17 protein-coding genes and 1 pseudogene are annotated in these 19,525 nt (G+C 64.5%); 12 read left to right on the plus strand and 6 right to left on the minus strand.

Annotation, left to right across the window (positions count from 1 at the left end; all coding sequences use genetic code 11):
• Window positions 1-512 precede the first annotated feature (512 nt).
• Both HF680_RS03890 and HF680_RS03895 read left to right on the plus strand, forming a co-directional pair.
• Window positions 513-1,640 carry a zinc-binding dehydrogenase gene (locus tag HF680_RS03890; RefSeq protein ID WP_185224114.1) on the plus strand — a complete coding sequence of 376 codons (1,128 nt, stop codon included), beginning with the start codon at window positions 513-515 and terminating at the stop codon, window positions 1,638-1,640.
• 582 nt (window positions 1,641-2,222) lie between these two features.
• Window positions 2,223-2,837: a helix-turn-helix domain-containing protein gene (locus HF680_RS03895; RefSeq protein ID WP_231576624.1), complete on the plus strand. Its 615-nt coding sequence runs from the start codon at window positions 2,223-2,225 to the stop codon at window positions 2,835-2,837.
• On the opposite strand, the gene HF680_RS03900 is transcribed toward HF680_RS03895, so the two are convergent.
• Complete coding sequence (locus HF680_RS03900; protein ID WP_045810854.1) at window positions 2,834-4,480, minus strand: amino acid ABC transporter ATP-binding/permease protein; 1,647 nt, start codon at window positions 4,478-4,480, stop codon at window positions 2,834-2,836. The genes HF680_RS03895 and HF680_RS03900 overlap by 4 nt on opposite strands.
• Entirely contained in the window at window positions 4,477-6,081 is a 1,605-nt protein-coding gene (cydD, locus tag HF680_RS03905; protein ID WP_185224115.1) for a thiol reductant ABC exporter subunit CydD, read from the minus strand. Before cydD ends, HF680_RS03900 begins: the two co-directional genes overlap by 4 nt.
• Window positions 6,082-6,277: 196 nt before the next feature.
• On the opposite strand from cydD, the gene HF680_RS03910 reads away from it, so the two are divergent.
• The 7 genes from HF680_RS03910 (at window position 6,278) to exaC (ending at window position 14,065) form a co-directional block, all read left to right on the plus strand.
• Entirely contained in the window at window positions 6,278-7,858 is a 1,581-nt protein-coding gene (locus tag HF680_RS03910) for a cytochrome ubiquinol oxidase subunit I (RefSeq protein ID WP_045810882.1), read from the plus strand.
• Between the two features lie 24 nt (window positions 7,859-7,882).
• Entirely contained in the window at window positions 7,883-9,031 is a 1,149-nt protein-coding gene (gene cydB / locus HF680_RS03915) for a cytochrome d ubiquinol oxidase subunit II (RefSeq protein WP_185224116.1), read from the plus strand.
• A 19-nt stretch (window positions 9,032-9,050) separates the two neighbouring features.
• Window positions 9,051-9,200: a cytochrome bd-I oxidase subunit CydX gene (gene cydX, locus HF680_RS03920; protein WP_017504187.1), complete on the plus strand. Its 150-nt coding sequence runs from the start codon at window positions 9,051-9,053 to the stop codon at window positions 9,198-9,200.
• Window positions 9,187-10,563, plus strand: coding sequence for an oxygen-independent coproporphyrinogen III oxidase (gene hemN, locus HF680_RS03925; protein ID WP_185224117.1), 1,377 nt, complete (start codon window positions 9,187-9,189; stop codon window positions 10,561-10,563). The genes cydX and hemN overlap by 14 nt, the downstream gene beginning before the upstream one ends.
• 129 nt (window positions 10,564-10,692) lie before the next feature.
• Complete coding sequence (locus HF680_RS03930) at window positions 10,693-11,349, plus strand: OmpW/AlkL family protein (RefSeq protein WP_185224118.1); 657 nt, start codon at window positions 10,693-10,695, stop codon at window positions 11,347-11,349.
• Between the two features lie 194 nt (window positions 11,350-11,543).
• Window positions 11,544-12,410, plus strand: coding sequence for a helix-turn-helix domain-containing protein (locus tag HF680_RS03935; RefSeq protein ID WP_235968820.1), 867 nt, complete (start codon window positions 11,544-11,546; stop codon window positions 12,408-12,410).
• 137 nt (window positions 12,411-12,547) lie between these two features.
• Window positions 12,548-14,065 carry an acetaldehyde dehydrogenase ExaC gene (gene exaC, locus HF680_RS03940; protein WP_185224120.1) on the plus strand — a complete coding sequence of 506 codons (1,518 nt, stop codon included), beginning with the start codon at window positions 12,548-12,550 and terminating at the stop codon, window positions 14,063-14,065.
• A gap of 418 nt (window positions 14,066-14,483) precedes the next feature.
• Here the strand turns inward: exaC and HF680_RS15940 are convergent, their stop codons facing one another.
• Both HF680_RS15940 and HF680_RS15945 read right to left on the minus strand, forming a co-directional pair.
• The gene (locus HF680_RS15940; protein WP_231576625.1) at window positions 14,484-14,648 is read right to left on the minus strand and encodes a methyltransferase family protein; all 165 of its coding nucleotides are present in this window, start codon (window positions 14,646-14,648) and stop codon (window positions 14,484-14,486) included.
• Window positions 14,649-14,727: 79 nt separating this feature from the next.
• A pseudogene (locus tag HF680_RS15945) lies at window positions 14,728-14,916 on the minus strand (MBL fold metallo-hydrolase); the annotation flags it as partial.
• Window positions 14,917-14,972: 56 nt separating this feature from the next.
• Between HF680_RS15945 and HF680_RS15950 the strand changes: the two are divergent.
• The gene (locus HF680_RS15950; RefSeq protein ID WP_231576626.1) at window positions 14,973-15,485 is read left to right on the plus strand and encodes an ArsR/SmtB family transcription factor; all 513 of its coding nucleotides are present in this window, start codon (window positions 14,973-14,975) and stop codon (window positions 15,483-15,485) included.
• Window positions 15,486-16,051: 566 nt separating this feature from the next.
• On the opposite strand, the gene HF680_RS03960 is transcribed toward HF680_RS15950, so the two are convergent.
• Window positions 16,052-16,774 carry a DUF1365 domain-containing protein gene (locus tag HF680_RS03960; protein ID WP_205195909.1) on the minus strand — a complete coding sequence of 241 codons (723 nt, stop codon included), beginning with the start codon at window positions 16,772-16,774 and terminating at the stop codon, window positions 16,052-16,054.
• Between the two features lie 32 nt (window positions 16,775-16,806).
• Window positions 16,807-18,144, minus strand: a complete 1,338-nt coding sequence (locus HF680_RS03965; RefSeq protein WP_185224122.1) for an NAD(P)/FAD-dependent oxidoreductase — start codon at window positions 18,142-18,144, stop codon at window positions 16,807-16,809.
• Between the two features lie 166 nt (window positions 18,145-18,310).
• Between HF680_RS03965 and HF680_RS03970 the strand changes: the two genes are divergently transcribed.
• Window positions 18,311-18,889 carry a sigma-70 family RNA polymerase sigma factor gene (locus HF680_RS03970; protein ID WP_039245158.1) on the plus strand — a complete coding sequence of 193 codons (579 nt, stop codon included), beginning with the start codon at window positions 18,311-18,313 and terminating at the stop codon, window positions 18,887-18,889.
• A complete protein-coding gene (gene chrR, locus HF680_RS03975; RefSeq protein ID WP_045811717.1) occupies window positions 18,886-19,524 on the plus strand; it encodes a cadmium/peroxide/UV radiation responsive anti-sigma factor ChrR in 639 nt (212 codons plus the stop codon). Before HF680_RS03970 ends, chrR begins: the two co-directional genes overlap by 4 nt.
• Window position 19,525: the final 1 nt, after the last annotated feature.

Below are 19,525 nucleotides of genomic sequence, written 5' to 3' on the forward strand. Positions count from 1 at the left end.
GAGATTTTTTATATCTGGAGCTTTGACTAGCAAAACCCTAGATGAATCGATTCCCATTTCTTCAATGCCAACGCCATAGGGAGTACCATGTTCTGAAGCCATCATTGCATCCAATGCCCAGACAACATGCTGTCCATTTGCGGAAAGCATTCCGACCGCCAAGGCAAAGGCATTTACCGCAACTGCGTCTGCGGCATTGGCTGCATAGAGTTCGTGAATCGCGTCCTGCTTAAAAGCACCAGAAAGTAGTCCAGGCATATGTTTTAAATGACAAACTTCTGGACAGCCTTTGTCCAAGGCCCTCAATCGCTGCCGGACAAGAGATATACGTTCAGCCCTGCACATGTTCTCCATTTGTTCTTTCTTGCATTGTGCAGAGAGCCTTTGTCAAGCCGCTATGTGGCGGCCAGATCGGGCATGACGCGCGCGCCAGACTAAATCTGAACCGATCGCGAGACACAAAACGTCATACATCCGTTCAGCAGCCGATGCCTCGATTAGGACCCATCTTCATGGCCCACAAAACGCGTGAATTACGATCAACGGTGAATAAGGACGGGGTTCTAACGCTGTCACTTGCGGAGATTGTGCTCGATGATCCGGCATCCGACGAAATCATTGTCCGTGTCGAGGCGGCGCCCATCAATCCTAGCGATCTCGGTTTGCTGCTTGGTCCGGCGGATGCAGCTTCGGTCCGCAAGGGTGTGTCGGACGGCGCCCCGCAGCTTAGCCTCGATATTCCGCCAGCGCGGATGGGCGGCATGGCCGGCCGGATCAACCAGTCGCTTCCGGTCGGCAACGAAGGGGCAGGGACCGTCATCGCTGCCGGCGATCAGGCGAAGGACTGGATCGGCCGTCGGGTCGGCATGATCGGTGGCGGCATGTACGCCGATCTGAGAAAGATCAAAACACGCGACGCCCTGCCGATTCCCGAAGGTGTGACGGCCGCCCAAGGCGCAGCCTTGACAGTCAATCCCATGACGGCGCTCGGATTTGTCGAAACCGCTCGGGCCGAGGGACATTCCGCGATCGTCCATACTGCGGCCGCATCCAGCCTGGGCCAGATGCTCCAGCGGATTTGCGCCCAAGACGGTGTGCCACTCGTCAATATCGTGCGTTCTGAAGATCAGTTGCGACTGCTGAAGGACGCGGGGGCGACCCATGTCCTGAACAGCCGCGAAGATGATTTTCGAACACAACTCACCGACGCGGTCACTGAAACCGGCGCCACTGTCGCGTTCGACGCCATCGGCGGCGGATCGCTGGGCGGCGAAATCATGCACGCGATGGAACGTGGCGCAGTCAACCGTATGACCGAATACAGCCGATATGGCTCATCAACGTTCAAACAGCTCTACGTCTACGGCGCGCTCGATACTTCGCCGATGATTCTGAATCGTCTTGCTTTTGGTTTCCAGTGGAGCGTGTCCGGGTGGCTATTGACGCCTTTCATGCAGAAGATTGGTTCCGATACCGTGTCGAGAATGCGCAAACGCGTCTTTGACGACCTGACCACCACATTCGCGACACGCTACACACGCACAATAGGACTTGCTGAAGCGCTCGACCCAGAAACTCTGCTTGCTTACGAGCGGAAGGCGACGGGAGAGAAATTCCTGATCGATCCAACCATAAACTGACGGCTAAAATTTCCGAGACTGCACAGGTTCGGAAACTGTTGCAGCCATAAACGGCTGGATTAACGTCAAAATAACGCAATTTGAGAGGTATGGCTGTTGCACTCGACGACAGCGCTTCTGTTGCAAATCCGAAAGTGCTCTGGCGGCTGCGGAGGCGCTATGGGCACGAAAACACTAGGCGTAGATAGGTTGTGGATAAACGCCAGAAGCGAAGACGGATATCCGTTTGGGACTCGTTGCGGACTTTGAGAAGAGCTGGTTTGCGTCAAGGCGACTACCCGATCGCAGCAGGCCGAGGACTAACTCCCATCTGATCTCTGCCGACAGATGAGGAGGTCTGTCTCGCACCAGCAAATTGTCGCTGTTCCTCTTTGAGTGATGCAAATGCCGAAGCACTCTCAGCTGGCACGTCGGAAATAGACTGCTTCGCGCGTGCTTAAGGGGTGATAGAAGGCGAGCATGTTGAAAGTCCGCGCGCTTCCGACGGCCTGTGCCGACCGGCCCACCAGTTCGGTCTGCTCAGGCTGTGGCGCGCGCGCGTTCAGCGTCTGCGACGCGTTGTCGGAGGTCGATCTTGGGCGATTGGATTCACTCGCAGAACGCGTGACGCTGGCGGGCGGCGACGTCCTGGCCAATGAGGCCGAACCGGCCGTGAACGTCTTCAACATCACATCGGGCGCGGTCCGGATTTACAAGCTGCTGCCCGATGGTCGCCGCCAGATCACCGCTTTCCTGTTCGCCGGGGATTTCATTGGGCTGACGGCGGGGGCGACCTACGCCTTCTCTGCTGAGGCGATTGAGGACACGACCGTCTGTCGCTTCCGGGCCTCGGAATATCGGGCCCTGGCGCGAGAGCGGCCCAGTCTGGAAGCGGCCTTGCTGAGCCGGGCGATGCATGAGCTGACGGCGGCGCAGGAACAGATGCTGCTGCTTGGTCGCAAGACCGCGCGTGAACGCGTGGCCAGCTTTCTGGTGACGATGCTTTCGCGCGATCCCTTGCGTCCGTCCGGCGACAACGCCGTGCGACTGCCGATGACCCGATCCGAGATCGCGGACTATCTCGGACTGACGATCGAGACCGTCAGTCGCGAGCTGACCAAGTTGAAGACCAGCGGCGTCATCCATGCCGTCTCTCTGCACGACCTGCGGATCGAGCGCCCTGACCGCCTGAAAGACATGGCGAACGGCGCATCCTAGGCGGCCAAATCATCCGCAGGGCAGGTCAGACGCAGATGTCCGTCGCTGCCCAGCCCTTCGACCCGGATGGAGCGGTTGCAGAGCGCCATCGGCAACGCCCGGTGGCTGACCAAGATCAGGCCTTGCCCCCGCGCGGACAGGCGGTTCTGAAGGCGGTCCATGACCTGGGCCTCCGTCGCGGCGTCCAAGCCTTCCGTCGGTTCGTCAAGCACCAGCCAGGGCGCATCGCGCAGATAGGCGCGCGCCAGGCCAAGACGCCGTCGTTCTCCGCCGGATAGCTGCTCGCCGTTCGGTCCGACGGCGGTATCCAGGCCCAGCGGTTCTGCGCGAATTCGGTCGCCCAGCGCGGCGTCGTCCAGCGCCGCCCACAGGGCCGCATCGTCGGCAGGTCCTGCAAGCAACAGGTTCTGGCGCACGGATCCGTTCAGCAGACGGACGTCTTGGGCCGCATAGGCGAACAGCCGGCGCCGACATTCCGGCGCGATGTCGAGGGCGTCCAATCCACCGAGCCGCATCTCTCCGGTCTGGGGCGTTCGCAACCCGATCAGGCGTTCGATCAGCGTCGTCTTGCCAGCGCCCGATGGGCCGAAGACACCGAGGCGGTAGGGCGGCGTCAACTCGGCGCCAAGGTTAGCAAGACCGAGCGCCGCACCGCTGAGCGGTCGACCGTGACGGGAGGACGCCGTGGACATGGCGGCGTCGAGGCGAGACAGGGCCTGGGCGGCGGAGCCGTTCTGGTGCAGGGCAACGACCAGCCCGCCGGCGGATTCGACACCCATCACCGCCGCCAAGGCTGCGAGCGCGATCAGCGGCAGATCGGCGGAGGATGCGGCGGGGATGACGACGCCGACCGCGAGGGCGCTCGCCGCCGCCTGCCACACGGCCATCCAGCCGCCCGAGCGGGTCAGGGCGATCTGCGCCGCGTCGTGATTGGCGGCGACCTGCGCGACCTGCGCGCACGCCCAGTCGTCAAGACCGTAGGCCTTCAGCTCGGGCGCGGCGGCCTCCAATGCGGCGAGGCGATCCTTCAGCGCGCCGGCGCCGATCTGGACTGCTCGGCCGGCGGGATCGGCGAGGCTGCGCGCGATCAGAACGCCGCCCAAGACAGCCGCGATCAACACGCCGAGCAGGGCCGCGCCGGCGAAAGGGGAGGCGAGGCCGGCCAGCAGCGCGGCGGAAACGGCGCCGGCGCCCAGACTCCAGGGCGCCGAGCGGCGCACTAAGAGCGTCTGAACTGCGTCGACGTCCTGAACCAAGCGGGCGGAGACCTCGCCGGACGACAGGTTCAAGGCGCGCTCGGCCGGGCCTGTGGCGATGGCGTCGAACACCTGCGGGCGCAGGCGGGCGAGCGCCTTCAAGGCGACCTCGTGGCCCGCGACGCGCTCGACATAGCGCCCGCCGGTGCGGACGATGGCCAGCAGGCGGATGATGGCGCTGGGCATCATGTAGTTGAAGCTCTGGGCGGCCGCCGCGCCCGCCAGGCCCGCAAAGGCCGCGCCCGTGATGAACCAGCCTGACAGCCCCAACAGACAGACGGCCGCCACCGAGACGACAGCGCCGCCGGCCGCAGCGAGCCGAAGCCGGGCGCGTTGAGCCTGAGTTTGGGCGGCGATCAGGCCGGCGATGCGCGACGGGACTCTCATAGCGTCACCACGCGGTCGGCCAGGGCGGCGACGGCTGGCGAGTGGGTGGTGATCAGGGTGGTGCGGCCGCGCGCGGCCTGACGGATGACGTCGAGCATGGCGCGTTCCGAGGCCGGATCCAGATTCGCGGTCGGCTCGTCCAGCACGAGAAGCGGCGCCCGCTTCAGGATGGCGCGGGCGAGGCCCAGGCGACGGCGCTCGCCGCCCGACAGACCGCCGCCACGCTCGTCGATGCGGCGATCCAGATCGCCGGACAGGCCCGCCGTGCGCGCGGCCAAGGCGATGCGGCCGGGGCAGGCGGTGCGATCCGCCAAGGCGATGTTCTCGCTCACGGTCCCAGGCGTCACGATCGGGTGCTGGCTGGCCCAGGCGACCCGCCCGGCGATGTCGCCGCACTGGCTGAGCCGCGCACCGCCCACCTCGACCTCGCCGCGCGTCAGGGGCGCGAGGCCGAGCAGCAGATGCAGGAGGCTGGACTTGCCTGCGCCGCTGGCGCCCATCATCGCCACGATCTGGCCCGGCGCGATGTCGAGGTCGAACCCGTCGATGACCGGCGCTGAGCCTTCATAAGCGATGGCGACGTCGCGGAAATGGATGGCGGGCGCCAGATCGCCGAGAGGCGCGCGCTGGGCCGGGCGCGGGTGTGGCGTGATCAGGGATGGGGCTGCGGCCTCGGCGGCCTGGCGATCATGATAGGCGGCCGCCAGGCGGCGCAGCGGCGCATAGACTTCGGGCGCCAGGGCGAGAACGAAGAAGGCGCGCGACAGGTCCAGCGTCTCGGGAACCGGGAAGGGCAGCAGCCGCAACAGGTTGAAGCCGCAATAGACGGCGATCAGCGCGACCGACAAGGCCGAGAAGAACTCCAGCACGCCCGACGACAGGAAGGCGATGCGCATGACGCGGGCGGTGCGGCGCTCCAACTCGTCCGAGGCTTGGGCGATCTGCACCGTCGTGCGGCTAACGGCCTCGAAGGCGAGGATGGCGGGCAGGGTGCGGATACGGTCGATGAACAGGCCGGACAGCCGCTCAAGCGCCTGAAACTGACGACGGCTTTCGCCCGCCGCAGCCGTGCCCGCCAGCGCCATGCCGACGATGAAGGGGAAGAGGGTGAACAGCAGGATGCCCGCCGACACCGGGCTGGCGATCGCGGCGGCGGCTATGACCAGCAGCGGCGAAACGCCTGCGGCGAGGCGCAAAGGTGCAAATCGTGAATAGTAGCCGTCCAGCGCGCCGACCCCTTCGACCAGGGCCGTCATCTGCGCGCTGGATCGCCGTCCTCGCCCGAACAGGTCTGACAGCAGGCGGCCTCGGACGTCGGTCTTTACCGCCCGACCCAGCTTCGCGCCGACGATCACGGCGGCCTGGCCGATCAGGCCGCGCGCGATCAGACTGAACACAGCCAGGGCCAGCCACGGCGCGGCGGCGGCCGGCGATACGGTCAGGCTGGAAATCGTCAAAGCCAGCCCCGCCGCGAAGCCGATCGCTGGCGCGACGTCCGCAATGGTCAACACGCCGGTCAGCAGGGTCAGCCGCCCCCACGGACGACCGATCTGCTTCAACCAGGCGGCCGCAGAGACAGGGACGATTGGCACGGCGCTCATCAGCGGACTCCAGCGCTCGGCGCAGGCCGCGCGCCACTGGGCGAAACGTCGTTGGACGAAATGTCCAAGGACCAAGCGTCCAATAGGGCCGGGCGTTCGCCGCCGCTTTGATCGAGATCAAGGCGGGCGTCCTGCGCACCGCCTACGACCGACGAAACGTCGGTCCAGCAGACCGATTCCTCGGAGCATCGCCATGATCGACCTCGCGGTCGTCGACCTGTCCCGGCTGCAGTTCGCGCTGACGGCCCTTTACCACTTCCTGTTCGTGCCCCTGACGCTGGGGCTGTCGTTCATGCTGGTCATCATGGAGTCGATCTATGTGATGACCCGCCGGCCCATCTGGCGGACGATCACCCGGTTCTGGGGCGTGCTGTTCGGCATCAACTTCGTGCTGGGCGTCGCGACCGGCATCACCATGGAATTCCAGTTCGGAATGAACTGGAGCTATTACAGCCACTATGTCGGCGACATCTTCGGGGCGCCCCTGGCCATTGAAGGGCTGATGGCCTTCTTCTTGGAAGCGACCTTCGTCGGCCTGATGTTCTTCGGCTGGGACAAGCTGAAGCCGCATGCCCACCTGTTCGTCACATTCATGGTCGCGCTGGGCACCAATCTTTCGGCTCTGTGGATCCTGATCGCCAACGGCTGGATGCAGAACCCGGTCGGCGCCGCCTTCAATCCCGACACCATGCGGATGGAGGTCACGGACTTCATGGCCGTGGTGTTCAACCCGGTGGCCCAGGCCAAGTTCGTCCACACCGTCAGCGCCGGTTACGTCTGCGCCTCGGTCTTCGTGCTGGGCGTTTCGGCATTCTATCTGCTGCGTGGCAAGCACGTTGGCTTCGCCAAGCGGTCGATGACGGTGGCGGCGGCCTTCGGCCTGGCCTCGTCCTTGTCGGTCGTCGTGCTGGGCGACCAGTCCGGCTATAATCTGACCGACAACCAAAAGATGAAGCTCGCCGCTCTGGAGGCCATGTGGCGCACCGAGCCTGCGCCCGCTGGCCTGACGCTGATCGGCATTCCTTCGATGAAGGACCGCGAGACCCATTTCGGCGTTCACGTGCCGTGGATCATGGGGCTGATCGCGACCCGCACCATCGACAAGCCTGTCGAAGGCATCTTCGAGCTGGTCGCCACGGCTGAGGACCGCATCGAATCCGGCGTCATCGCCTATGATGCGCTGGAGAAGGTCAAGGCTGACCCGGCCGATCCCGTCGCGCGCGGCGTGTTCGAGACCCATCGCCGCGACCTGGGCTACGGCCTGCTGTTGAAGCGCCACGTCGCCGATCCCCGCCAGGCCACGCCGGCGCTGATCCAGCGGACCGCATGGGAGACGGTGCCGAACGTCCCGGCCCTGTTCTGGAGCTTCCGCATCATGGCGGGCATCGGAATGTTCATGATCGCCCTATTCGGGACGGCCTTCGTGCTGTGCACCCTGCGCAAGCATCATACGAAGTGGTTCCTGCGGTTAGCCGTCCTGGCCATCCCGCTGCCGTGGATCGCCATCGAGTTCGGTTGGATATTGGCCGAGTTCGGCCGCCAGCCTTGGGCGGTGGAGGGCGTGCTGCCCACCTTCCTGGGCGCCTCGTCCCTGACCGTGCCGCAGCTGTGGGCCACGATCGTCGGCTTCACCCTGCTGTACGGCGCGCTGGCGGTGGTCGAGGTGCGGCTGATGCTGTTCGCCATCAAGAAGGGGCCGTTCCACGAACAGGAGACGTTCGGCGAACCCAGCCCCGAAGCGCCGACCGAGCGCTTTCCCGCGCCCGCCGTGGCCTGACCCAAGACCTTAGGACATCCGACAATGGATCTTCCCCTCGACTTCGCCACGCTTCGCCTGATCTGGTGGGGGCTGCTGGGCGTGCTTCTTATCGCCTTCGCCCTGACCGACGGTTTCGACCTGGGCGTCGGCGCCCTTCTGCCCTTCGTCGCCAAGACCGACGAGGAGCGCCGCATGGTGATCAACACCGTCGGCGCCACTTGGGAAGGCAACCAGGTGTGGTTCATCCTGGGCGGCGGCGCCATCTTCGCCGCCTGGCCCTTCGTCTACGCCGTCAGCTTCTCGGGCTTCTACCTGGCCATGTTCCTGGTGCTGTCCGCGCTGATCCTGCGGCCGGTGTCGTTCAAATATCGTTCGAAGCGGGCGTCGCCGCGTTGGCGGTCGTTCTGGGACTGGTGCCTGTTCATCGGCGGCTTCGTCCCGGCCCTGGTGTTCGGGGTGGCGGTGGGGAACGTCCTCTTGGGCGCGCCCTTCCATCTGGATGGCGACCTGCGGTCCTTCTACGACGGCACGCTGCTCGGCCTGTTCACGCCCTTCAGCCTTATCGCCGGCCTGTTGTCGGCAGCCATGCTGGTGCTGCACGGCGCGGCCTGGCTGTCGGTCAAGGCCGAGGCTGGCCCGGTGATGGAGCGGGCGCGTCTGTTCGGAACGGTCGCCGCTGTTCTAGCCCTGATCCTGTTTGCGGTCGGCGGACTGTATGTCGCTTACGGCGGCCTGGGCTACCGGATCACCGGCGCGCTGGACGTCAACGGCTTCTCCAATCCGCTGCGTACGACCGTCGAGGCCGCGCCCGGCGCCTGGCTGGATAACTACGGCCGCTATCCGTGGATGCTGATCGCACCGGCCCTAGGCTTCCTGGGCGCGCTGGTGGGCCTGGTGGGGATGTGGCGGCGGTCCGCGACGCTGGCGTTCGGCGGATCGTCACTGTCGGCCGTGGGCATCATTTCCACCGTCGGCTTGTCGATGTTCCCGTTTATCCTGCCCAGCTCGGTCAATCCGCAGTCCAGCCTGACGGTGTGGAACGCCTCGTCCAGCCATTTGACCCTGTTCATCATGCTGATCTGCACGCTGATCTTCCTGCCTCTGGTGCTGCTCTACACCGCCTGGGTCTATCGCGTGCTGTGGGGCCGGACATCGACCGCCGCCCTCAAGACCAACCCCGACCTGTACTAACCCTTAGGAGCGCAGAACTATGTGGTATTTTTCCTGGATCCTGGGGCTTGGCCTGGCCGTCGGGTTCGGCGTGCTGAACGGCCTGTGGCACGAGTTCCATCTGTTTGACGAAGGGGACGCCGGCCTGTCCACGCCCGACGCATCGAAAGAGGGCGATGTCCCTCTCTAGCCCCGCGGGCCTGTCCGTTCGCGACCTGATCGCGCGCTATGACGCCCATGCGCCGCGTTATACCTCCTATCCGACGGCGGCCCAGTTCACGCCCGCCGTCGGACCTGGCGAATGGGCCGACTGGCTGGGGCGCTTGCCCTTCGATCAGCCGGTCTCGCTGTATCTGCATCTGCCGTTCTGCAAGCGGCTGTGCTGGTACTGCGGCTGCAACACCCGGGCGGTGAACCGGGCGGGCGTCATCTCCAGCTATGTCGATCTGCTGCTGCGCGAGGCCGATCTGGTTCTGGCCCAAATCGGTCGCCCGGTCCGAGTCGGTTCGATCCATCTGGGCGGCGGCACCCCGAACATGCTGTCGCCGGACGATCTGGAAAGACTGTTCGCCGGTCTGTCGGCGCGGTTCGATCTGGGCGACTGTTTCGAGGTCGCCGCCGAGTTGGATCCCGAAGTTCTGACGCAGGAGTGGGTTGAGGCGGCGGGCCGCATCGGCCTGAGCCGCGCCAGTCTGGGGGTGCAGGACCTGTCGCCACGCGTTCAGGCGGCGGTCAACCGGCCCGAACGGTTCGAGACCATCCGCTGGGCGGCCGAAGCCCTGCGGTGGCAGGACGTGACCTCCCTCAACCTGGATCTGATGTACGGCCTTCCGCTTCAGGCCGTCGAGAACGTCATCACCACCCTCGGCCAGGTCACGACGCTGAGGCCGGAACGGATCGCCCTGTTCGGCTATGCCCATGTGCCGTGGATGAAGCCGCATCAGCGGTTGATCAACGACGCCGACCTGCCGGACGCCGAGGCGCGCTTCGCCCAAAGCCAGGCGGCGGGGCGCTATCTGGTCGGCAAGGGATGGCAGGCGATCGGGCTGGATCATTTCGCCCTGCCGCACGACGGGCTGGCGGCGGCGGACCGGGCCGGACGGCTGCATCGCAACTTCCAGGGCTACACCACCGACGCCGCAGAGGTGCTGATCGGCCTCGGCGCCTCGTCGATCAGCCGCACGCCCAAGGGCTATGTTCAGAACCACGCGCAGGGACGCGACTGGCGCCGCGCTGTCGAGACCGGCGACCTGCCGGTCGCTCGAGGCGTCGCCCTGACCGAACGCGACACGTTCGTCAGCGAGATCATCGAGCGGCTGATGTGCGATTTCGTCGTTGATCTGGCGCCCATCGTTCGACGTCGCGGTCGGGACCTGTCGGACGTCGCTGGCGCTTGGTCGCTATTGGAGCGCTTCGTCAACGATGGTCTGGTGCGGATCGAGGGCAGCGTGGTGGCGGTGACGGACCTGGGCCGTCCGTTCGTCAGGGCGGTTTGCGCCGCCTTCGATCCCAATGCGGCGACTCTTCAGCAAAGGCATGCGCGGGTCGTGTGACTGGACAGATTGTCCACCCCCTGAGCGATTTGCGCTGGATCAAGGCCGAGGTTTCCGCCGCGGCGCACATCCCCGACCAGACGCCTGACGAAGGCCGCACGACGCGGCCAGGGTGTCGGGGATCAGAAGATGAAGACCAAGACCCTGCTGCTTGCCGCTGTCGCCTTCACCGCCTGCGCGGCGCCGGCCTTTGCACAGACATCCGTTGCCTGGGAGACCCCCAAAAAGGGCGACTTCCTGGTGAGCGGGCGCGTCACCGACGTCTTCTCCGAGGCCGATGACGCCATCACTACGGCGGCGGGCGCGGACACCGGCCTGAAGGTGGATGTGGGCGACAGCGTCATGCCGACCCTGGGCTTCACCTACTTCCTGACCAATCACCTCGCGGTCGAGGCGATCCTGGGCACGACCCAGCACGAGATTCGCGCCCAAGGCGGCGCGACGGACGTGGCCGTGCATGAGACCTGGGTCCTGCCGCCGGTGGTCACCTTGCAGTACCGTCCACTGAGCCAGGGGAGCTTCAGCCCCTATGTCGGCGCGGGCGTGAACTACATGCTGTTCTACAGCGGCAAGGACAAGAACGGCTTCACCGTCGATCTGGACGACGGTTTCGGCTACGCGCTTCAAGCGGGCGCGGACGTCGGGATTCAGGGGCCCTGGAGCCTGAACCTCGACGTCAAGAAGATCTGGTTCGAAACCGACGCCAAGATCAACGACGGCGCCCTGAAGTCCAGCGTGAACCTCGATCCATGGGTCGTGTCTCTGGGCGTCAGCCGCAAGTTCTAGCCGAAGCCTCTACGGGTCAGCGACCTTTGTCCCATTGACTGGAGCGCCGATGCGGCGCTTGTTTTCCGAAGGAGCGCCAGGGAAAATCAATGGTCGCGCAAACGGGAAACGGCCACGGCAAGCTGATCAAACAGGCGCTGGACGCCGCCGGAGGTGAGGCGCGTTCGGCCTTGGCGGCGTCATGGCGACGGTCGATGTCGCTTTATGGGCTCGATCCTGAGGATGAAGGCCGACCGAACACCCTGACAGACCAAGAGTTGCGCGAAGCCCGTGACGCCCTAGAGCCGATGACAACGGCGGCTCAGGACTCGCTTGACCGACTGTTCCTCGCCGTCGGCGACACCGGATGCTGTGTTCTTCTCACCAACGCTGAAGGGGTGACCCTGGAACGGCGAGGCGCAGCGGCGGATGATGAAATCTTCCGCCGCTGGGGCTTATGGCCCGGCGCGGTCTGGTCTGAGGCGGTTGAGGGTACAAACGGCATCGGCACGGCTTTGGCCGAGCGTCGGCCGCTGACCATCCATCGCGATCAGCATTTTCACACCCGTAACACGGCGCTGAGTTGCACCAGCCATCCCATCTACGGTCCAACCGGGCGGCTGGCGGGATTGTTGGACGTCTCGTCGTGCCGGGCCGATGCGACGCAGGGCGTATTGGGCTTGATCGCGGCGGCGGTGGCGGACGCTGCGAGAGCGATCGAGGCGCAAACCTTCCGGCACGCTTTTCCCCAAGCGCGCATCGTCCTGACTGGCGATACGGCCGGACGAAACACGGCGGCCCTGCTGGCGGTGGATCAGGACGATCTGGTGGTCGGAGCGACGCGCGCCGCACGCCTTGCGCTCGCGATCACCGACGACCGGATCGCGAACCAGCTAGCGGCGTCGGAGGTGCTGGGCGTCGGCGCAGTAGAAGCCGATCTTCTGAACGCCGAACGCGGCGCGGTGCGTCGCGCGCTAGCGTTGAGTGGCGGCAATGTCTCTGCGGCCGCGCGCGCGCTCGGGGTCAGCCGCGCGACCCTGCACCGCAAGCTGCACCGGCTCGGCCTTTCTAACGCACCTTAATAAGCGATCTGTCGCAGTTCTGCGACAGGTTTGCGCCGCAGCATGGCAGCGGCGTATGGCGCCACGCGATCCGCAGGATGACCTTCTGATCCAAAGACGTCGACAATCGACGCCAGAGGACAACGCAGGAGGCCTTCATGACCAAGCCCGAGTTCATTCGCGCCGTCACCCCTAAATTCAAGGCGCGCTACGACAACTTCATCGGCGGACAGTGGGTCCCGTCCGTAAACGGCCGCTATTTCGAGAACACCTCGCCGGTGAATGGCCGGGTCCTATGCGAGGTCGCACGATCGGACGCGGCCGACGTCGAATTGGCTCTGGACGCCGCCCACGCCGCCAAGGACGCCTGGGGGCGAACCAGCGTCGCCGAACGCGCCGTCATCCTGAACAAGATCGCCGACCGGATCGAAGCCAATCTGCAAGCCGTCGCAGAGGCGGAGACCTGGGACAACGGCAAGCCGGTGCGCGAGACCACGGCCGCCGACATCCCCCTGGCGATCGACCATTTCCGCTACTTCGCCGGCTGCATCCGGGCGCAGGAAGGCGGGATTTCGGAACTGGACCACGACACGGTCGCCTATCACTTCCACGAGCCGCTGGGCGTGGTGGGGCAGATCATCCCCTGGAACTTCCCGATTCTGATGGCGGCCTGGAAGATCGCTCCGGCCTTGGCGGCGGGAAACTGCATCGTGCTGAAGCCGGCGGAGCAGACCCCGGCGTCCATTCTCGTGGTGATCGAACTGATCCAGGATTTGCTGCCGGCCGGCGTACTGAACATCGTTTCGGGCACGGGGGCCGAGGTGGGCGAGCCGTTGGCCACCAATCCTCGCATCGCCAAGATCGCCTTCACCGGCTCGACCGCCGTCGGCCAAAAGATCATGGGCTATGCGACCCAGAACCTGATCCCGGTGACGCTGGAGCTCGGCGGGAAGTCGCCGAACATCTTCTTCAAGGACGTGATGGATCACGACGACGCCTATCTGGACAAGGCGTTGGAAGGCTTCGCCATGTTCGCGCTCAATCAGGGCGAGGTCTGCACCTGCCCCAGTCGGGCTCTGATCCATGAGGACATCTATGAGGCCTTCATCGAAAAGGCGATCGCCCGGGTAGAGTCCATCGTCCAAGGCGACCCTCTCGACCCCGCGACCATGGTGGGGGCGCAGGCCTCGACCCAGCAGCTCGACAAGATTCTGGGCTATTTGAAGCTCGGCAAGGAGGAGGGCGCCGAGGTTCTGACCGGCGGCGATCAGGCGGCACTCAAGGACGATTTGGCCGGCGGCTATTACATCAAGCCCACCGTGTTCAAAGGCGCCAACCACATGAGGATCTTCCAAGAGGAAATCTTCGGTCCGGTCCTGGCGGTGACGACTTTCAAGACCTTTGAAGAGGCCATGGCAATCGCAAATGACACGGACTACGGCCTGGGCGCCGGGGTCTGGTCACGCGACATGAATACCGCCTACCGCGCCGGTCGCGCCATCCAGGCGGGCCGCGTCTGGACCAACTGCTACCACCAATACCCGGCCCATGCGGCCTTCGGCGGCTACAAGAAGTCGGGCATCGGTCGGGAAAACCACCGCATGATGCTGGACCACTATCAGCAGACCAAGAACCTTCTTGTCAGCTACAGCCCCGACAAGTTGGGCTTCTTCTGAGCTGGGCGTAGGATGGCCGATCTAGGATTGGCCATCCTGCGTACGGTTCCTATCATTAGCCGCTCAGCTGGACGGGCCTGCAACTGATCACGGTGGCGCTGCTGCGAGCAGCCTGCACAGGGGACGGTTTTGAGCCGCTGAACGTCAGCTTTTGAGCTTTGAGGCAATGACCGCTCTTGGCGCATCTGCGACATCACAAATGACTTTGCCTGACTCAAAGCGGAGCTTTAAAAGGTCTGCCTTCGGATTGCGCTAATACAGAGCCTGCCGTCGTGTGATCACGACCGCACTCGACGCCCAAACCAGCGGCTCACACTGATAGCGTAGACGGACCACGCCGCGCCGAAGAGGGCCGCCAAGTGTCGTTCCTCGCGCCGGATGGCGACGCGGTCGGTGGCGAAGGCGGCGATGGCGGTGGCTACGAAGAACCAGGCGTTGTCGACAGGCCGCCGAGGCCGAGCAGCAGCAGGCCGTTGGCGAGATAGATCGGGTTACGGCTCCAGGCGAAGGGGCCGGTCGTGACCAAGGCGGTCGCGGCCCTGTGCGGCAGGATGTTGGCCCGCCGCCGCCGCATCTCGAGCATGGCCCAAAGATCAAGGCCAAGGGCGAGCGCGACAAGCAGGCCGCCGACGGCAGAGGCGCCGGGAAATAGCGCCGGAGCAGGCAAACTCGGTCCGGCCCGGGGGCGCCTTGTAATCGTGACACAGGAAGACCCGCGCCTCGTCCGGCAAAGAGGTCAGGCGATGGATCGAGCGGTACAGGGTCCGGGCGTCGCCGCCCGGGAAGTCGCAGCGCGCCGTGCCGTAGTCGGGCATGAACATGGTGTCGCCGGGGAATACGGCGTCGCCGATGCGGCCATCGCCGACGGCGAGGGCGACGCGCCCTTATACTATCGCGAGCGCCGCCCATGACCGACGACCAGGCCGCCGCCATGGAGCGGTTGAAGGAGAAAGCGCCCGAGGCCGCCGAGCTGTTGCGCCAGCTGGCCAATGCAAACCGGCTGCTGATCCTGTGTCATATCGCCGAAGAGGAGCGCTCGGTGGGCCAGCTCGAGGCGGACCTCGGCATCAAGCAGCCGGCGCTATCCCAACAACTGGCTGAGCTGCGCCAGTATGGCCTGGTCAAGACCCGCCGTCAGTCCCGCTCGATCTTCTATTCGATCGCCGACGATCGGGCCCAGGCCGTTATGGGCATGCTCTACGAAATCTTCTGCGGCGATGCGAAGGCGGTCGGCGCGCGGCGACACGGCGCAATTCGCACGCATCACCGCCGTTGCACGTCGATGACTGAAAACTCAACTGTGCAGCAGATGCCCAACGACGGCAGCACGGCCACTCAACTGGGTGCCCAGCGTTCTCGTGCTGGGTCGGAAAGTGGCTTGGTCGGGCGCCAGATAAGGCAATTGATCGAAGCATATTGAAGTCGTGTTTTCGGCGCAGAGTGAACGACTGCTTCTTGCGCTGGGCTGACGCAGAGGGCGTGAAATTGAAACGGCAGAAAGCTCACCTTCTGGGAGGTTGATCTTCTCCGGCGGATGGCATCTGCAAGGAGGAGAACTGAAAGGTTGCGCGACTGCAGTCAGCACAGCGGCCCCGAGCGGGAGCGCGAGCGCCGCGTCGGAAGCGTCGGAGCCTGCCGCGGTGTCGTCGCACTGGACGGCGTCGTACCAGGGCGTCGGCGGCGTACTGCGTCGATATTCGACGGGGGTGCGTCGGGTGCCATCGCCGCAATGAACACGCCAGGCCCGCTCGACCGCGTCGAACTGGTCCGAGGCGTCCAGACCCAAGTCCAGTCCAACCTTGCCGACGGGTTCCTCGAACCCGTTCTCCGGCTTTGAAAGCTGCGCAGCGGCGTTTTGAGCTCTGACAGGCTTCAGCTATGCAACGGAGAGCAACTGGTGTTTTCTGCCGATAATATATCTTAGGCGATAATATGAGTGCGCTGCTCAAGGCCGCAAACGGCTTTCCTGAGCTTGGTGTTGGACACTCACTGGCGTGTCTGCCGTTTGGGCTGCTGTGTCAGACCAACACCCTTGAGCCATAGCTTCAGCGCCTCCCAATGGATCGCCGCGACCACCTTGAACGTCATCAGCGGGATTGCTGCTGTCGCAGCGGCGATGTTGCGATCCTCCAGGCGTTCCCGCTTGGCCGCCATAGCGGCCGTGATCAGCACGCCTTCGGCATCTAGCCCATCGATGGTCATGTCCAGGCGATCGCCCGGCGTATGGCCACGGAACTGGTAATCCATCTCCATGCCCATGAATGGCGACACATAGAGCGCCTTGGCCGCGCCCTGACGAATGACGCCTGCGGCCTGATCCTCGATCGGGATCGGAATGACATAGGCGTGGCGGATGCCGAAGGTGCTGGTCACCTCGTACACCATGGCGGCCAACCGTCCGTTCGGCCAATGGCAATAGTAAATGCTGATCGGGTTGAAGACGTATCCAAGGACGCGCGGCATGGTTAACAGGCGGACAGGTCCGCCTGCGAGATCGATGCCGGCTTGAGCCATCCACGCATCCACCTGAGGACGCAGCGCGCCAGAACCGTCTCCGTAATCCTTGTCGTGGAAGGACAAGAGATTGAACCGATTGCGCGAAAACAGGCGCAGGCGCGCGTCCACATCATCGATTTCCGACAGGTCAAGCAGAAGCCAGAAGACGCGATAGTTCAGCCTATGGGTCTTGGGGCGAAGGCGTCGGTGCATGACCCGGCCGCGATAAAGGGCCGAGCTGAATATCACGCGGCACGTTCCAGCTGAGCGCTCGCCGGCGTCGTCAAATGAATGCGACCGCTTTCGTTGGCGACAGACCAAGGGCGACGTACGCCGCCGAGTTGCTCGGCGACGGCGAGGCCGGATTGCAGGCCATCCTCGTGGAAGCCGGCGCCGAAATGGGCCCCGCAGAACCAGACGCCCCCCTGCCCTTGCAGGCTCCACAACTGCTTTTGCGCCTTTATGGCCGCAGGATCGAAGATGGGGTGCTCGTACAGTTCGCTGCGTAAAATCGTGTCGGCGCGCGGTGGACGCGGTGGATTGAGCGTCACGAACAGATCGTCGCCCGGCAGGCCTTGCAGGCGGTTCATCCAATAAGTGACGCAAAGGCCGTCGTCCGCGCCAATATAGTTCCAGCTGGCCCAGGCGCGACGACGATGCGGCATCAGGCCGGCGTCGGTATGCAGGACGGTCAGATTTCGGCTGTACCGGAAAGCGCCGAGCAGCGCCTTCTCCTGCGCCGTCAGTTCGGCCAGCATCGCCAGAGCCTGGTCGGCATGGGACCCGATCACAACTTGGTCGTAGCGCTCGATCCCGCCTTGGCTGTCGTGAACGAAGACGCCCTGGTCGCTGCGCCGCACCGCAGTGACGCCATGGTCCAGCCGAATGTCCTGGATGGCGCGAGCGAGATGTTCGACATAGACGCGGCTGCCACCCTCGACAGTGCGCCACAGCGGGCGTCCCACCAGTTTCAGCAGACCGTGATTGCCGCAGAAACGGATGAAGGACTCGGCCGGATAGTCCATCAGCGTGTGCGCCGGCGATGACCAGATCGCGGCGGCCATGGGCAGCAGGTGATCGTCGCGGAACGCCTCGCTGAACCCTTCGCGCTTCAAATAGTCGCCGAGCGTCAGCGAAGAATCAGACATCGCAGCCAAATCCTTTGGCGCCTCGCGATAGAAGCGCAGAATTTCGCTCAGCATGGACCAGAAGCGAGGACGCAGGGCGTTGCGACGCTGAGCAAATAGGCCCGGCGCGGCATATTCGAACCGCCCATCATCCAGGGAGACGGCGAAGGACATATCCGTCGCCCGTGTCGCGATCCCCAAATGCTCGAACAGGGCTATAAGATTGGGATAGGTCGCGTCGTTAAAGCAGATGAAGCCGGTGTCGACGGCGATGTCGCCAGAAGGCACGCCGGCCATAACTGTATTGGAATGCCCGCCCAGCCGGTCGCCCTTTTCGTAAAGCGTCACGTCATGGCGTTTCGACAGAAGCCAGGCCGAAGACAGAGCGGCGACGCCAGATCCGACCACAGCGATCTTTTGACGTTCGGCAGAGGGCGTCGCGGACGACAGGGGCATGAAAACTCCGAAAGATACGCCGCAGCGCAATCGCTAGGGCATGAACGGATTACGGGTCGCCGTCATGTTCGGATCGCGATTGATCCAGACATTTCCGCTGAGCGTATTAGTGTTCATGCATGCCGAGCCGTTATCCTTCGCATCAACGCCATGTCGGTCAAACCGCATGAAGGCGCTCGACAGCTTGCCTGATCCGCTGCTGCATGATCGGCTGATCGAACAGATCGCCCTGAGACGCGATCGTGACGCGTTCGCTGCGCTCTTCGCCTATTTCGCGCCGCGGCTGAAGGCCTGGCTGATCAAGTCGGGCGCGACGCCTGGCGCGGCCGAGGACTTCGCGCAGGACGCCATGCTGACCGTGTGGCGCAAAGCCGATCTGTTTGATTCGTCCAAGGCGCGCGCCGCCACGTGGATTTTCACCATCGCTCGCAACCGTCGGCTGGACATGCTTCGTCGTGACGCGCGTCCCCTGCCGACGCCCGAAATCGAGCTGGCGGGGGACGACGTTCGCCGACCCGATGAACTGCTGTCGATGTCGCAAGACGCGGACCGCGTGCGCGACGCTCTGGCCCGGCTCAGCGCTGACCACGTCGAGGTCCTGCGTTTGGCCTTCTTCATGGACAACTCTCATTCCGAGATCGCCAAACATCTCGGCCTGCCGCTCGGCACCGTCAAATCCCGTATTCGTAACGCCATGACCAAGCTTCGTCTGATCCTCGCGCCGTCCGAGGAGGCTGCGCGATGAAACCTCAGCGCAATCCCTCCGAAGAACGTTTGCTGGCCTATGCGGCCGGCACGCTCAGCCCGCCCGAGGCTGTGGTGATGGCGGCCCATCTGGCGATGCGGCCGGCCAATGACGCCTGGGTGCGCGACCTGCAGTCGGTCGGCGGCGAGTTCTTAAACGAGACGCTCCCCTCCCCCTTGTCGAATGATGCGCTCGCCTTGGCGATGGCGCGGATCGAGACGGATGCCGGCAAGGCCAGACACAGCGCGCCCCTGAACGACATGCCCGAGCTGCCCGAGCCGCTGCGACGCTATGCGCTGGGTCCATGGCGCTGGGTCGGGCCCGGCATGCGCGTGCGCGATGTCCATGCGCCGCGGGATGGGGATTGCCGTGTCATTCTTCTGAAGATCGAATCGGGTCGTGAGACGCCAAAACACACGCATGGCGGCGTCGAGCTGACCTGCGTCATCTCCGGCGCCTATGCGACCGAAACCGAGCGGTTCGATGTGGGGGACTTTGAAGAGGCGGATCCGGAGGTGCTGCATCAACCCCGTGTCGTGTCGGACGAGCCGTGTCTGTGCGTCGTCGCGCTTGACGGTCAGATTCAGCTGGATGGGTGGGTCGGCAAGCTGATCCAGCCCTTCGTTCGCCTGTGAC

Source organism: Brevundimonas huaxiensis, from assembly GCF_014218725.1.
Taxonomy (GTDB): domain Bacteria; phylum Pseudomonadota; class Alphaproteobacteria; order Caulobacterales; family Caulobacteraceae; genus Brevundimonas; species Brevundimonas huaxiensis.

Coding starts and splice junctions, on each gene's coding strand:
- HF680_RS03890 (WP_185224114.1), top strand. CDS start 513: ATGGCCCACAAAACGCGTGAATTACGATCAACGGTGAATAAGGACGGG.
- HF680_RS03900 (WP_045810854.1), bottom strand. CDS start 4,480: ATGAGAGTCCCGTCGCGCATCGCCGGCCTGATCGCCGCCCAAACTCAG.
- cydD (WP_185224115.1), bottom strand. CDS start 6,081: ATGAGCGCCGTGCCAATCGTCCCTGTCTCTGCGGCCGCCTGGTTGAAG.
- cydB (WP_185224116.1), top strand. CDS start 7,883: ATGGATCTTCCCCTCGACTTCGCCACGCTTCGCCTGATCTGGTGGGGG.
- cydX (WP_017504187.1), top strand. CDS start 9,051: ATGTGGTATTTTTCCTGGATCCTGGGGCTTGGCCTGGCCGTCGGGTTC.
- hemN (WP_185224117.1), top strand. CDS start 9,187: ATGTCCCTCTCTAGCCCCGCGGGCCTGTCCGTTCGCGACCTGATCGCG.
- HF680_RS03930 (WP_185224118.1), top strand. CDS start 10,693: ATGAAGACCAAGACCCTGCTGCTTGCCGCTGTCGCCTTCACCGCCTGC.
- HF680_RS03935 (WP_235968820.1), top strand. CDS start 11,544: ATGTCGCTTTATGGGCTCGATCCTGAGGATGAAGGCCGACCGAACACC.
- exaC (WP_185224120.1), top strand. CDS start 12,548: ATGACCAAGCCCGAGTTCATTCGCGCCGTCACCCCTAAATTCAAGGCG.
- HF680_RS15940 (WP_231576625.1), bottom strand. CDS start 14,648: ATGCTCGAGATGCGGCGGCGGCGGGCCAACATCCTGCCGCACAGGGCC.
- HF680_RS15950 (WP_231576626.1), top strand. CDS start 14,973: ATGACCGACGACCAGGCCGCCGCCATGGAGCGGTTGAAGGAGAAAGCG.
- HF680_RS03960 (WP_205195909.1), bottom strand. CDS start 16,774: ATGCACCGACGCCTTCGCCCCAAGACCCATAGGCTGAACTATCGCGTC.
- HF680_RS03965 (WP_185224122.1), bottom strand. CDS start 18,144: ATGCCCCTGTCGTCCGCGACGCCCTCTGCCGAACGTCAAAAGATCGCT.
- HF680_RS03970 (WP_039245158.1), top strand. CDS start 18,311: ATGAAGGCGCTCGACAGCTTGCCTGATCCGCTGCTGCATGATCGGCTG.
- chrR (WP_045811717.1), top strand. CDS start 18,886: ATGAAACCTCAGCGCAATCCCTCCGAAGAACGTTTGCTGGCCTATGCG.